Consider the following 14,612-nt stretch of genomic DNA (forward strand, 5'->3'; position numbering starts at 1 on the left):
ACGCTCTCATTCACTGATTAGTAACGTCGCTTGTCACAGCTTGAAATAGCTTGACGCGGATACCGAATGTGTAGAGGACTTTTGAGTAGGAAGTAAAATTGGCATTACTTCTACATATTTTGATGAGTCAAAGTTCGATTTAAATACTTGGGGAAGTAGTATGGGAACCTCAGCCTTCTGCTTCCGAGCGGAAGCAGACGGCTTAGCTGCTTCATTACCTTCGGTAATTGCCTTAACGGGGGCTGGCATCACCATCTCTTTGATGGGACTGACAGATTGCTGTTGCTGATTGAGCTTTTCCATTAAGTCAGGAATGTGGTGGCTTAATCGATCGAGCTTTTCGTGCAGTAGTACCACATCGTGAGCAGCTTTGAGATTAACTTGATGATTGTAGAGATTTTGTTCGCGTTCTGCATCCGACTGGCGGTTTTGACTCATTAACACAATCGGTGCAGTGTAAGCAGAGGCAAAGGAGAATACTAAGTTTAGCAAGATAAAGGGCTGCTGATCCCAGTGAGGAATGCCCGGTGTCAGGTTCGCGCCCACCCACCCGGCGAGGACTACTGTCTGTCCAATCAAAAAGGGCCACGAACCCACTTTCGCTGCTAGGGTATCTGCTAAATGCTGTCCGCGAGTTAAGGCTTTTTCCTCTGGTTTTTGAGGCGTAACCTGTAAAGGCTTTTGATGGCTGCCGGTTTTCATTTTTGCGTTAACGCTGTTGGATAGAGTGGATTTCATGGCAAACCTCAGGGGTGAATCTCTAGTTGAAGCTGACTGGTTAATGTTCGCTGGCGTTTTTCTTTGATGCCTTTACTTTAGTCAAACTCCACTCATAAGAGCAAATGTTCTTTTTTATCAAATCAATCACTTCAATTTATAGAGTTGTGGGGAAATACTAAAGCCAAAGTCAAGATGGGTATTGTATCCAGAGGCGGCCAAGCTAGAAGTTTAGAACCAATCCCAACAGATGACCGTGATACTCAGTGGCAGACAGTTCTCGTTTGCCTTACTCGGTCAACTCGGCTGCAAATATGACGTGGAAGAAACTCAAACCAATTGTACATTTGCTAGAAACGACCTATGAAAAGGGGATTAAGGTCCCATCTCAGGAACTAGAACTGTACCTCCGGTTCTGGCCTCGCTCCGAAATCCTGCCTAAATGGGATGTCACAATTGTTCCCACTTGATTGGGATTTTATTTAATCGTCCGTCCCTTTCTGATAAAAATACTTTAGGCTGTGTCTCAATAAACTTATTCCACTCTGCGGAATCGACATGGGGCAACATCTTTTCAATATATTTTACAACTAAGGGATGCCAAATATTTTTTCCCTTGTGTATACAATTCGGTGCCAATTCGATTTCTTCTAACTCTAAGTAGCAAAGGATTTCACCTACCTAAGCTAAAAACAAAGAAGAAAGATATTGATAGGCAAGCTGTATCTGATTATCAAATGCCGGAAGAGTGTAATCTTTGTAAATCTCTATGAGCATTGTTGAACCCCGAAACAGCCTGGATTGCAAACCCTCTGCGGCAAGCAGAATTTTTCCTTGTAAAGGCATTTTGTGCAGATTTGAGATTCGCACGGAAATCAGGATAAAAACTGAGGTCTATTTTATGCTCAATTCGCTTCAAGCGTTGTTCAATTTCTTCTAACCGCTGTAGTACGACAATAAATGCGGTACATGAGACAGTTAAGGTGAGGATACTGGCAACTGAACCACACTGAGATATAGCAATCCTTGCAGGAGTCGTAAATTTTTTACCCCACCCCAACCCTCCCCTAACCCGCTGGCTCGGGAGTAAGAAATTCACAAATGATGCGAGGATTGCTATAGTAGGGTTGATCTTGGAGAAAGATTAGAGTTTACTTTACGCAACATAGCAACTCTTTCAGGCGGCTGCTTCTGTGCATCCCGAATCACACCGCAAACTCGTAGATACTTCCCACTATTCTAAACCTGGATTACTCGACTCAGGAATTGTAAATGTTACATCAACTGCACTCATCTTTTTGACCTTTCCTAAATCTGTATATTTACTTTACTTATATAATTAATTTTATTGATGTATAATTTTTTAATTATAAAAATATTATGTAGGCTTTAAAAGTATATTACTATGAGGAGTAATGCCAAAGCCAAAAACCGATCGCCCCCACACCCCAAAATTCGATCGCACGCTTTCGCCCAAGTTATTCCCCAAGACACTGGTCAGCCCGGTCAACAGCGCTATCCTAGTAGTTATATAGCCCTTAAACCCGATCGACCCGGAGGCCCCTTGTTTAGCCTAGTTCAAAACAATTCTCGTAAAGGAGAAATTCTAGAGGTCGTCTTCCGCAACGGTTGGGACTACATGAAAAGCCTCCTAACCGGCCGCAAAACCGACGCACCCAGTCTCCCAACTCCAGCAGTTCTCCGCAACATCCTCGTCGAATTAGGCCCAGTATTTGTCAAATTGGGACAATTGCTGAGCACGCGTCCCGACCTTTTACCCGCCACCTACATCGAAATCCTCTCCACGCTACAAGCGGAAGTGCCGCCCGTACCGTGGTCGCAAGTAGAACTTATCGTCCGCAAGGAACTCACACAATCTCTCGAAGATACCTTTGCCAAATTTAACACTGAAGCTGTCGCCGCAGGTTCTATCGCCCAAACCCACAAAGCTACTTTAAAAGACGGCCGCGAAGTCGCCCTCAAAGTTCAGCGCCCCGGTATTGATATTGTCATCGAACAAGACATCGCCGTGCTCCGAGGTTTGGCAGAACTTGTCATGCTCACAGACTTCGGCCAACAATACGATATTGTCGCCCTAGCTGAAGAATTTGCGATCGCCCTGCGTGCAGAACTAGACTTCATTCAAGAAGCCAGCTACACAGACGAACTGCGCCGCAATTTATCTAAAAGTAAATGGTTTGACCCCACACAAGTTGTTCTACCAGAAATTAACTGGGAGTTGACTACAAAAAAACTTTTAGTAATGGAGTGGCTGAACGGAGTCCCAATTTTGTTAGGCGACTTGCAAGGAATTCGCCACAAAGGAGATGTAAATGCCGAACGCGAAGAAATTACAACGCTGCTTTGCCGCGTTTTCTTCCAGCAGTTGTACATCGACGGATTCTTTCACGCAGACCCGCATCCCGGCAATTTATTTTATCTCAAAGACGGCCGCATAGCCCTGCTGGACTGCGGCATGGTCGGCAGATTAGACCCGCGCACTCAGCAAAATTTGACAGAAATGTTGCTGGCAATTGTCGATTTAGACGCTCAGCGCTGCGCTCAATTAACTTTGGAAATGGCTGAATTTGCTCAGCCGACAAGTTTAGTTAATCTAGAGAACGATTTAGCTCGAATGCTCCGCAAGTATTACAATATCAGCTTGTCGCAAATGAACTTGTCGGAAATTTTTTATGAGGTGCTGGAAATCACCCGCAAAAATAAAATTCGACTCCCCAGCAATCTCGGTTTGTATGCAAAAACTCTAGCTAATTTGGAAGGACTGGCGCGCTCTTTTAATCCCAGGTTTAATATTGTAGAGCAGGTCAAACCGCTGATGACCGATATGTTTCGGCGTCAGTTATTCGGAGATGATCCTATACAAGCTCTGTTGAGAACAGCCCTGGATCTCAAAAGCTTATCTTTGCAATCTCCGCGACAGGTGGAAGTGCTTTTAGACCGAGTTACTTCGGAAACTTTGAAGTGGAACTTGACACTAAAAGAACTCGATCCGCTGCGTCGCACTCTGGGGGACTCTGCGAACCGACTTTCTTTTAGTATTGTGGTGGGTTCGCTGATTGTAGGGGCAGCAATTATTTCTTCTAACGCACAAACTGCTCAGTTATCTTTTTTGAGCACGGGTTTGTTTGGGGCGGCGAGTTTTTTGGGTTTTTGGTTGATTATTAGCATTCTCAGATCAGGGCGTTTGCGGAGTTGATTAAAAAGGGGAAATCGGGAAAATCAGGAGATATAGCAATCGTTTCGCGTTTCCAGAAACTGGCTTTTTTTGTGAACAAACCGCGAAGATGCTATTGAGGCAAATGTTGAGAAGAAAAGAGAAAGATTTTACAATGTGATGCGAGGAGTGCTATAGCGATCCTCGCATCAATTGTGAATTTCTTACTCCCGAGCGAGCGGGTTCGGGGAGGGTTGGGGTGGGGTAAAAAATTTACGACTCCTGCAAGGATTGCTATATAGCATCCTCAACTATTAAGCAACATCTCTGACTTAAGATAGGCGATCGCACGCAGCCGCTAAGTCTAAGCTAGAAATTGTTCCATAAACCTAATTGAGGAAAAAAAGATGAGTAGCGGTCACGCCAGCCATAAAGGATCTTCCACAAAACCCAATACCAACACTAACGGTCAAATTACATCCCCTGCGGACCAACCCGCTGATCCGCTAAATCAAGAAACATCCGGTTATCCGTTCCATAATGAAGCAATGGAAAATCCTGTAGCCACCGCACGGCCCGACGAAGAGGCTGAGTCTGCCGAAACACAGCAATAGTTATATCGATTAAATTAGCACCGATATGCTATCGGCGAGGCGGTTCATTAGATTTTTGATAACAACTCACGTTTGGACTAATTACATCTTGCACCTGTCCCCAGAGTCCGCCAGAGTTTTCAATCTCGGCCGGACTCTTTCGGCAGGTTCAGTAGTACCTAAAAACTTCTAGACTAAAAACTCAAGTCCTTACGAGAAACCTATTTAACATAAAATTAAAGTTAGGGATTATTGGTAAATGAGCGGGATTAACCAAGTATTGGAACAGGAAAAATTGCCGGAATTGGGGCTAGTCTGCATTACAACATCCGATGCAGTGCGCTTTCGCACTGTCACCCGGAAGCGACTTTTACAGCTTTCGGAAGCTGAACAAGAAAAAGTATTGCGCGAGTTGTATGCAGACAATTTAAAACGACTTGACAAAGCGATTGACTTCTGTTCAGCTAATCAGATTAAGCTCTACCGGATGACTTCTGCACTGTTCCCTTTTGCAGATACAGATTTGGGGGAAGCAGTGCTACACTCCATGACTGAGGAATTGCGGACTACGGGCGATCACGCTCTTTCTTTGGGCATCCGCTTGGTACTCCATCCCGATCAATTTGTGGTGCTCAGTTCCGACAAGCTTTCTGTGGTTGAAAACAGCATTAAAATTCTCGCCACTCATGCTTTAATTTTAGATATGTTGGGACAGCCCCGATCGCCCCAGGCACTGATGAACATTCACGGCGGCAAGAGCGATCGTACTTCGCAGCTCACATCAGTCATCCGCGACTTGCCAGAATCAATTCGATCGCGCTTAACCTTTGAAAATGACGAATACGCTTACAGTTCCTCGGAAATTTTAGAAGTTTGTCTCGATACCGGCGTACCAATGGTTTTTGACGCCCACCACCACGTCATTCACGAACATTTAGAAACTTACGACGATCCCAGCGTTGCCGAAATGCTCGCAGCAGCCCGCACAACTTGGTCGGTTCCTGAATGGCAATTAGTACACATATCGAATGGAAAAGAGTTTTTTACCGATCCGCGCCACAGCGATTTAATTACAGAAATGCCTAATTGTTATTATCAGGCTCCTTGGATTGAAGTAGAAGCTAAATTCAAAGAATTAGCTATTGAAAAGTTGCGCGCCGAATGGTTGTCTGTGAATGTTCCACAATTTAGCAGTGTCTCGTAGGGGCGGGTTCTACCAAAAATAATTTCATCAAACCAATCATCTCGAAAACCCGCCCCCACCCAACGGTAAATCCAAAGAACAGGCAAGATGCCTGTTCCACAAAGAATGAATTTTATTGTGGGGTGGGTGTCCCGCCCGCCCGGTTTAGTCCGACAGTCCGAGAGGGGTTTTTAACCCCTGTCTCATAGCTAAAGTTCTCTAAAAGAGCACTAAAATATATAGATATTGAGATCGTATTTCCAGTCGGTTTTAACTTACATCTTGCACCATTGTCAAGAACAGGCAAGATGCCTGTTCCACAATAAAATTCATCTCTTGTGGAACAGGCATCTTGCCTGTTCCTAAACAAGTAATTAAGAATGTTGCAATATCTCAGTTTTAACCGACTTTAGCTTTGAGGCAGGGGTTTAAACCCCTGCCAGAATGCCGGATTACCCGACTGTCGAACTGCCGGAATAAGAGAAAACCGCGTTAATACCAACTATAAATTATGTGCGGACGATACACTTTAACTACTTCAGGTCAAATCATCGCCGAATTCTTCAAACTGTCGGAAGTTCCCGACATCAAACCGCGATACAATATCGCCCCAACTCAATCAGTGGCGACAGTCACAGTTTCTCAAAAGCAAATGCAGCGACAGTTTCAATTTATGCGCTGGGGTTTGATTCCAAGTTGGGCAAAAGACAGGAAAATGGCCAGCAAGATGATTAATGCCCGATCGGAAACAGTAGCCGAAAAACCTGCTTTTCGCAGCGCCATCAAGCACAGGCGATGTTTGATAGTCGCTGACGGCTTCTACGAATGGCAACAGCAGGGAAAGAACAAACAGCCTTACTATTTTCAAACGGCAGATGGCGAACCTTTTGCTTTTGCCGGTTTGTGGGAAAATTGGGAATCTCCAGAAAAAGAAAACATAGTATCTTGCAGTATAATTACTACCGCTGCTAACGAAACAGTGGAGCCGCTGCACGATCGAATGCCAGTGATTCTCCCCGACAGCGATTGGGAACAGTGGCTAGATCCTGCTGTTAAAAATGCTCAGGAAGTTTTGCCCCTGTTAAAGCCCTATGCTTCCGAAGCCATGAAAGCAAAGGCCGTAAGTGTGATCGTCAACAGTCCAAGTAGAGACACTCCCGAATGTATTAGCGATCCGCAATAAATCATTGCAGCAGACAAAACCGAGATAGTTTGAGTTATGATCTAAAATAATGTTTGAGCTGTAGCTTTGGTTTTCTAAGGATCAGTTTAACTCAGTTGTTATTTGCTCAAACATTTTTTTAATCTTAACATCAGTTAGAAGACAAAAAATATGATCGGATACGTTACACTCGGTACCAACGATATTGAAACTGCAGCCAAGTTTTATGATGCTTTGCTTGCTGAAATTGGCGCTCGACGATTCATGGAATTCGACCAATTTATCGCATGGGGCGTTTCTATTGAGCAACCAGGACTTGCTATTACAAAACCCTTTGATGGTAACACAGCAACTGTTGGCAATGGAGTAATGATAGCTCTTCAAGTTGACAGTCCAGAAAAAGTCAACTTAGTTTATAACAAAGCGATCGAACTTGGGGCTAAGGATGAAGGACCGGCCGGACCAAGAGGAGTGTTGCCGGGGTTTTATGCGGGATATTTTCGGGATCTTGATGGGAATAAGCTGAACGTGTTTTGTATGATGGCGCCAAACATTTAAATTTTTTATTTTTGGTGAAGCTCACACAAAAAAAGCTATTTCCGATTATTAGCTATTAGTTATTAGTTATCAATCCATAATTAGGAGTTGATAACTACTAACTAATAGCTAATTACTAATAACTAAATTAACTCTCGTACATCCGCGCTTCAGCCGCCTCGGGATTTTCCTCGCAATACTCGTCAAAAGCCGTTTTGTCAAGCTTCAGCGATCGCTGGTGAGAAGCCTCAGCCTGCATTTCCTCTACAATATCCCACGCTACCGCGCACTCTCTAGAAGTAGCGCCTTTCTCGGCACAGATATTTCTGGCATCCGCGATCGCCTGTTCGATTTCTTCCTCAAATAAAACACTTTTCGGCTTCTCGACAAAATCGCTTTTTGTCAAGATATCCGTTACCGAAATAATGCCCACTAGCTCGTCCTTAATCACCGGCGCCCGGCGGATGCGGGTATTCGCGAACAACCTAGCCACGTATTCCACGCCCAAGTCGGGATTCACCGTAATGCACGGTTTGGTCATAATCTCGAAGACGCGGACTTTTTTCGGGTCTACGCCATAGGCTGCTACTTTATAGACAATATCCGTTTCTGTCACAATGCCGTAGGCATCTTGTTCGTGGCGGCGTTCCACAATCAACGCGCGCAAACACAAATCGTTCATCATCGCCACCGCTTCAGCTACCGTTGCTGAACCGCGAATGGTAACAACTTCTGTTGTCATAATATCTTGGGCTTTCATCATCATTTTTTATTGCTTCCGGCTGATAAAGTCTACTGCGTCCCGATTTGGGGCTGTCCATTTGATTTGTGATCATCATTAGGACTTACCCTCAGAAACCCGGTTTCTACCAAAATATTGGGTTTAGTAACGATAAATCCGGTCTAGCCACCAGGTTTCTGAGAAATCGTGCGATCGCAAACTAATCATAAAACCTTTAACGGCCATCGGGATGACAAGTTGCCTCACACAGCCCCTCGCTCCCCCGGAACCTCTGGAGTCCGCGATTTAGCGCTCAGACGGGGCTAGTGTGCGATCCTCCAAACAAGAGTGAAGTATTGGGGCGATCGATCCTTGAGCTTGTTGGACTCAGATTTTCCAGCCCCAGTCTCAAAGAAGCAAAAGTTAACACAAACTAAGCAACTGCTTGCGCTCGCACAGATCCCCGCCTCTGATAAACTTGATGGCTGGGAGTGCAAAATAGCACAAGGCACGCATCAGCAGTTGGGAGGATCTAGTTCGTGGACAATGTAATCGGTTTAGAGATTATCGAAGTAGTTGAGCAGGCAGCCATCGCCTCCGCTCGCTTGATGGGCAAAGGCGAGAAAGATGAAGCCGACAGAGTGGCTGTAGAAGCCATGCGGGAGCGCATGAACAAAATTCATATGCGCGGCCGCATCGTGATCGGCGAAGGCGAACGCGATGACGCACCCATGCTTTACATCGGTGAACAAGTAGGTATTTGTACCCGCGAAGATGCCAAAGATGTCTGCAATCTAGATGAATTGATCGAAATTGACATCGCTGTGGACCCCTGCGAAGGTACTAACCTGGTTGCTTACGGTCAAAACGGTTCGATGGCAGTTTTGGCAATCTCTGAAAAAGGTGGTTTGTTTGCGGCACCGGATTTCTACATGAACAAATTGGCTGCTCCTGCGGCTGCTAAGAATCATGTAGATATTCGCAAAACGCCGACTCAAAACCTCAAAATTATCTCTGATTGTCTCGGCCGCAGTATTGAAGATTTGGTGGTGGTGGTCATGGATCGCCCCCGACACAAAGATTTAATTAATGAAATTCGGCAAGCGGGTGCAAGAGTTCGGCTGATCAGCGACGGCGACGTTTCGGCAGCGATTTCTTGCGCGTTTTCTGGTTCCAACATCCACGCACTTATGGGTATTGGCGCAGCACCGGAAGGTGTGATTTCCGCAGCAGCAATGCGCTGCTTGGGCGGTCACTTCCAAGGACAGTTAATTTACGATCCAGCAGTTGTCAAAACTGGTTTGATCGGTGAAAGCAAAGAGAGCAATATCGCCCGCCTGAACGAGATGGGCATCACAGACCCAGACAAGATTTACAATGCTGAAGAGTTGGCATCTGGAGAAACAGTTCTGTTTGCAGCTTGCGGGATTACTCCCGGAACGCTGATGGATGGAGTTCGCTTCTTTGGCGGCGGCGCTCGCACTGAAAGTTTGGTAATTTCTTCTCAGTCGAAAACTGCTCGGTTTGTGGATACAATCCATATGTTTGACCAGCCGAAATCTTTGCAATTGAATTAGTGATTAGTTAGTGGTTAACAGTTAAATGTTAACAATTAACAGTTAACGGTTAACAGTCACCGGTGATTAGCAATTAGCGATAAACTAAGAACTAATAACAGGTGACTGTTAACAACTAAGAAAGAAATAGTGACAAATCACAGATATGAATATTGCAGTCGTAGGTCTCAGCCACAAAACAGCACCGGTAGAAGTTCGCGAAAAACTGAGCATTCCAGAACAGAAAGTTGAAGCGGCGATCGCCCAATTGCGCGGCTACCCGCACATTCAAGAGGTTGCTATTCTCAGCACTTGCAACCGCTTAGAGATTTATATTGTTACCAGCGAGTCGGAACCGGGTGTGCGAGAGGTTATTCAGTTCCTTTCAGAATGCAGTAAGGTTCCTTTGCAGTCTTTGCGCCCTCACCTGTTTATTTTGCTGCACGAAGATGCGGTAATGCACTTGATGCGAGTGGCTTCTGGCCTCGACAGTTTGGTGCTCGGAGAAGGACAAATTTTGGCTCAGGTGAAACAAACTCACAAACTCGCCCAGCAGTACAAGGGTGTAGGCAGAATTTTGGAGCGCTTGTTCAAGCAAGCTCTCACAGCAGGGAAGCGAGTTCGCACGGAAACTAGCATCGGTACCGGTGCAGTTTCTATCAGTTCGGCGGCGGCAGAATTGGCTCAAATGAAGGGTCAGCATTTAGCAAGCAGCAAAATTGCGATTATCGGTGCTGGCAAAATGTCGCGGCTTTTGGTACAGCATTTGCTCTCAAAAGGAGCTAGCCATATTTCGATCGTTAACCGCTCTGTGCGTGGCGCTCTGGAGTTGGCCGGTCAGTTTAAAGATGCTGAATTGCACCTGTATCAGCTCTCGGAAATGATGCAGGTAATTGCCAGTTCTGACTTGGTTTTTACCAGTACGGCAGCTACCGATCCACTGTTAAATAAAGCTAAATTGGAATCGGTTTTAGACCCGAATCGCCCTTTGATGTTGGTGGATATTTCTGTGCCACGCAACATTGACTCGGATGCGAACGAACTCACTAATGTGCGATCGTTTAATGTGGACGACTTGAAAGCAGTGGTAGCTCAAAATCACGAAAGCCGCCGCAAAATGGCAATGGAAGCTCAGGGCTTGCTGGAACAGGAAGTAGAGGCTTTCGATCTCTGGTGGCGCAGTCTGGAAACTGTTCCTACTATTAGCTGTTTACGGGATAAGATAGAATTGATTCGGGAACAAGAGTTAGAAAAAGCTTTATCGCGTCTGGGTTCGGAATTTTCCGAGAAACATCAAGATGTGATTGAATCTTTAACAAGGGGGATTGTGAATAAGATTTTGCACGATCCGATGGTACAGTTGCGCGCTCAGCAGGATATTGAGGCGCGGCGGCAAGCGATGCAAACTTTGCAAACACTGTTTAATTTGGATGTGGATGTCAATCAGCAGTACAGCTAGTTGGCTATTAGTCATTGGTCATTAGTCATTAGTCAGTTGACAGGAAAGCAGTTGGCAGTTGACAGGAAAGCAGGAGTCAGATTATGTCCGGTCAATTACCATGAATAAAAATGCCTCCAAGCTCTTGCGGAAAAAGCATCGTTCGGGAGGGGCAATTGCTTGAACCTGATATTAGTTATTATTCAACCAATAACTAATGACTAATAACTAATGACTAATAACTAATGACTAATAACTAATGACTAATAGGCGAATTTATCAAATAATCCTACTGATTGTAGGGCTGTGGCTGGTTTTGGAGTTGGCCTCCCGCATTGCGGCAGAAATTCTCTGGTTTCAGGAAGTTGGATATCTTCAGGTTTTTCTGTTAAAGCTGAAAACTCAAGGGTGGCTGGGGGCGATCGCAATTGCTGTTTCTTCTGTCTTTTTGCTGGGAAATTTGGCTTTAGCCCGCCGCCTGCAACACCCCGCAGAACAAATGAAATCGCCGGTTGCGGAGGCGCTATTCGCTTCACTGAGGGCGAACAAAACGGGGAAGAATACCGGGAATAATTACGAATTACCTGTTGCTAAATCCCAAATTACCTTTTCCTGGTTGCTGTTGACGGTATTCGGATTGACTTCGATCGCAACTTTGACAGTAATTCACTGCGGGCTGTTAGCTGCAAGCAGTATCGCCTATTTCGGTATAGCTGACAATTTACCTCTACCGCCCGTGCAGTTGGGAATTGAGTCAATCCAGCAAATAGCGGTGCAGCTATTTGCTCGCTGGTGGCAGTTGGGCTTGCTGCTGGGGACAATGTTAGCTGTGGTAATTAAGCCTGATTTTTGGCTGCGGGCGATCGCTTTTTTTCTCAGTTTAGCGATCGGGCTTATTGCCACCAGTCGCTGGACAAATGTTTTGCAATATTTTCACCCTATTAATTTTAACACAACCGACCCTCTTTTTAATCAAAATATTAGCTTTTATGTATTTATTTTGCCAATCTTAGATTTGCTAGGATTCGGGCTGACAGTTGTATTTTTGTACAGTTTAGTATCTTGTGCTTTAACATATTTGCTGTCAGGAAATAGCCTGAGTCAAGGGATATTTTTGGGGTTTTCTCGCTCGCAGCAGCGGCACTTGTACGGGTTGGGTGCAGCTTTAATGCTAGCCGTTGCATTCCGCTACTGGTTGGGGCGCTACGCATTGCTATATTCGCGGGGAGACGTTACTTACGGGGCGAATTATGCTGACGTGATGGTGCGGCTGCCCTGCTATGGATTTTTGAGTATTTTGGCAGGGGCGATCGCACTTTTGATGCTGTGCCAGGTTTACCAACTCAAAATTAAAAATGAACTCATAAAAAAGATTATTTTAGCGTGGATAAGTTTAAGTTTTTTGGGAAGTTTGCTGCTGCCAACAATTGTGCAGCAACTTCTAGTTAAACCCAACGAACTAGCACGAGAAAAGCCGTACCTCAAGCGCAGCATTGCCTTTACTCAAGAAGCCTTTGACCTCAAAGAAATTGAAATAAAAACTTTCGATCCAGCCGGGAAACTTACTTATGCCGACTTAGAAAAAAATAAACTTACTATTAGCAACATCCGGCTGTGGGACAAGCTGCCGCTGCTGCAAACCAACCGACAGTTACAGCAAATCAGACCCTATTATACCTTTCCTGATGCCGATATCGAGCGCTACACAATCAAAAATGAAAAAGCAAAAAAGGGAGATTCTGAAAGCCAACAAGTGTTTCTGGCAGCGCGGGAATTAGATTACACAGCAGTTGCCCCCGAAGCTCAAACTTGGGTGAACGAACACCTGGTTTACACTCACGGTTACGGCTTTACTCTTTCTCCGGTAAATACAGTCGGTGTCGGCGGTTTACCCGATTATTTTGTCAAAGATATTGGAGTGGCAGCCCAGAAAGGAGAGACTGCTTTAGAAGTAACGAGCGATCGAATTCGCGTCAGTATTCCGATCGGCTACCCGCGAATTTACTACGGCGAAGTAACCAATACAGACGCGATGGCCCCCACAAAAGTCAAAGAATTCGACTATCCCAGCGGCGAAGACAATGTTTACAATACTTACAGCGGTAGGGGCGGAATTGCGATGGGTTCTATGTGGCGGCGCTGGCTGTTTGCTAATTATCTCAAAAATTGGCAAATGGCGCTGACGCGCAATTTTACCCCAGAAACTAAATTGCTGTACCGCCGAAATATTAACAAAAGAGTCCGGGCGATTGCTCCTTTTTTACGCTACGATTCCGACCCGTATTTAGTAGTAGCAAACGCCAATCTTAGCAATGAAGATATAGAAAAAGAAAAAGATGAAAATGGCAACGAGATTAAACCTTCACCCTCGGCCACTGATAAATCTCCCAACTATCTTTACTGGATTATCGATGCCTATACAGCGAGCGATCGCTATCCGTATTCTGACCCGGGAAATCATGAGTTTAACTACATCCGCAACTCCGTTAAAGTAGTGATTGATGCCTACAACGGCTCTGTTGACTTCTACGTTGCCTATCCCTCCGATCCGATTATTAACAGTTGGATTGCTATCTTTCCCGGACTCTTCAAACCCCTTGACAAAATGCCTCCGGCTCTTCGCAAACATATCAGATATCCAGTAGATTTGTTGAGCATTCAATCCGAACGTTTGCTAACTTATCATATGGATGACCCGCAAGTGTTTTACAATCGGGAGGATTTGTGGCGAGTTCCCAATGAAATTTATGGCAGCGAACAGCAGCCCGTAGCACCGTATTATTTGATTATGAAGCTGCCAACTGAAAAAGCCGAAGAATTTATTTTGCTGCTTCCATTTACACCAGTAAGCCGCAACAATTTAATTGCTTGGATTGCAGGGCGATCGGATGGTAGCGAGTACGGAAAATTGCTGCTGTATTTATTCCCCAAACAGCGATTAGTTTACGGCCCGGAACAAATAGAAGCTTTAATTAACCAAGATCCGGTTATTTCCGAACAAATATCTCTCTGGAATCGCCAGGGTTCCAAAGCAATTCAAGGAAACTTATTAGTAATTCCCATTGAACAATCTTTACTGTATGTGGAACCTCTTTACTTAGAAGCCGAGCGCAATAGTTTGCCTACTTTAGTCAGAGTTATTGCGGTCTACGAAAACCGGATCGTCATTGCAGAAAATCTTGACTTGGCACTCAAGGCACTTTTTCAGCAACAATCTACTAATAAACCCGCAATTATTCGACCTGTAGAAGGAACTGAACCAGCTTTAAAGAATCAATGAGCTGCAAAGGACGCTCTTGGCGCACAGAGAAGACCCAGCGAAAAGATAAGAGAAAGAGAGAAATTTATTTAGGTTTATGGGTCTGAGGTGATTTACATCTGCCTGTTTAACTATGACATTTATCATGTAAATTACTGCGATTTCTGTTTGCTAGCAGTTTTGACATCGTGCTACCAAACATCCGCATAGGGCCACATCAATGTCTCATCTCCTCCAAAATCTAGTTTCACTGTCACCTCATAACTCAATA

The 14,612-nt window shown here is 44.9% G+C and carries 11 protein-coding genes; 9 read left to right on the forward strand and 2 right to left on the reverse strand.

The features are described from left to right. Positions 1-33: 33 nt before the first annotated feature. Positions 34-738: a DUF1003 domain-containing protein gene (locus tag D0A34_13145; GenBank protein ID UNU19692.1), complete on the reverse strand. Its 705-nt coding sequence runs from the start codon at positions 736-738 to the stop codon at positions 34-36. Positions 739-2,356: 1,618 nt separating this feature from the next. Between D0A34_13145 and D0A34_13150 the strand changes: the two genes are divergently transcribed. The 5 genes from D0A34_13150 to D0A34_13170 all read left to right on the forward strand — a co-directional run bounded on the left by D0A34_13150 (position 2,357) and on the right by D0A34_13170 (position 7,388). After that, positions 2,357-3,934, forward strand: coding sequence for an AarF/ABC1/UbiB kinase family protein (locus D0A34_13150; GenBank protein ID UNU22279.1), 1,578 nt, complete (start codon positions 2,357-2,359; stop codon positions 3,932-3,934). Positions 3,935-4,299: 365 nt separating this feature from the next. Continuing rightward, entirely contained in the window at positions 4,300-4,506 is a 207-nt protein-coding gene (locus D0A34_13155) for a hypothetical protein (GenBank protein ID UNU19693.1), read from the forward strand. Between the two features lie 238 nt (positions 4,507-4,744). Beyond that, positions 4,745-5,689, forward strand: coding sequence for a UV DNA damage repair endonuclease UvsE (uvsE, locus tag D0A34_13160; GenBank protein UNU19694.1), 945 nt, complete (start codon positions 4,745-4,747; stop codon positions 5,687-5,689). Positions 5,690-6,179: 490 nt separating this feature from the next. Continuing rightward, positions 6,180-6,851, forward strand: coding sequence for an SOS response-associated peptidase (locus tag D0A34_13165; protein UNU19695.1), 672 nt, complete (start codon positions 6,180-6,182; stop codon positions 6,849-6,851). Positions 6,852-7,001: 150 nt separating this feature from the next. Beyond that, a complete protein-coding gene (locus D0A34_13170; protein UNU19696.1) occupies positions 7,002-7,388 on the forward strand; it encodes a VOC family protein in 387 nt (128 codons plus the stop codon). Between the two features lie 127 nt (positions 7,389-7,515). Here the strand turns inward: D0A34_13170 and D0A34_13175 are convergent, their stop codons facing one another. Beyond that, complete coding sequence (locus D0A34_13175; protein ID UNU19697.1) at positions 7,516-8,133, reverse strand: CBS domain-containing protein; 618 nt, start codon at positions 8,131-8,133, stop codon at positions 7,516-7,518. Positions 8,134-8,436: 303 nt separating this feature from the next. On the opposite strand from D0A34_13175, the gene D0A34_13180 reads away from it, so the two are divergent. From D0A34_13180 to D0A34_13195, 4 genes are all read left to right on the forward strand, one after another. Next, on the forward strand, positions 8,437-8,640 hold the full coding sequence (locus D0A34_13180; GenBank protein ID UNU19698.1) for a hypothetical protein: 204 nt from the start codon (positions 8,437-8,439) through the stop codon (positions 8,638-8,640). Continuing rightward, positions 8,628-9,665: a class II fructose-bisphosphatase gene (gene glpX, locus D0A34_13185; GenBank protein UNU19699.1), complete on the forward strand. Its 1,038-nt coding sequence runs from the start codon at positions 8,628-8,630 to the stop codon at positions 9,663-9,665. Before D0A34_13180 ends, glpX begins: the two co-directional genes overlap by 13 nt. 145 nt (positions 9,666-9,810) lie before the next feature. Then, entirely contained in the window at positions 9,811-11,103 is a 1,293-nt protein-coding gene (locus D0A34_13190) for a glutamyl-tRNA reductase (GenBank protein UNU19700.1), read from the forward strand. A 238-nt stretch (positions 11,104-11,341) separates the two neighbouring features. Beyond that, positions 11,342-14,362 (forward strand): UPF0182 family protein, encoded by a 3,021-nt coding sequence (locus D0A34_13195; protein ID UNU19701.1) that lies wholly within the window; start codon positions 11,342-11,344, stop codon positions 14,360-14,362. The last annotated feature ends 250 nt before the right edge of the window (positions 14,363-14,612 follow it).

This window comes from Microcoleus vaginatus PCC 9802 (genome assembly GCA_022701275.1).
Classification (GTDB): domain Bacteria; phylum Cyanobacteriota; class Cyanobacteriia; order Cyanobacteriales; family Microcoleaceae; genus Microcoleus; species Microcoleus vaginatus_A.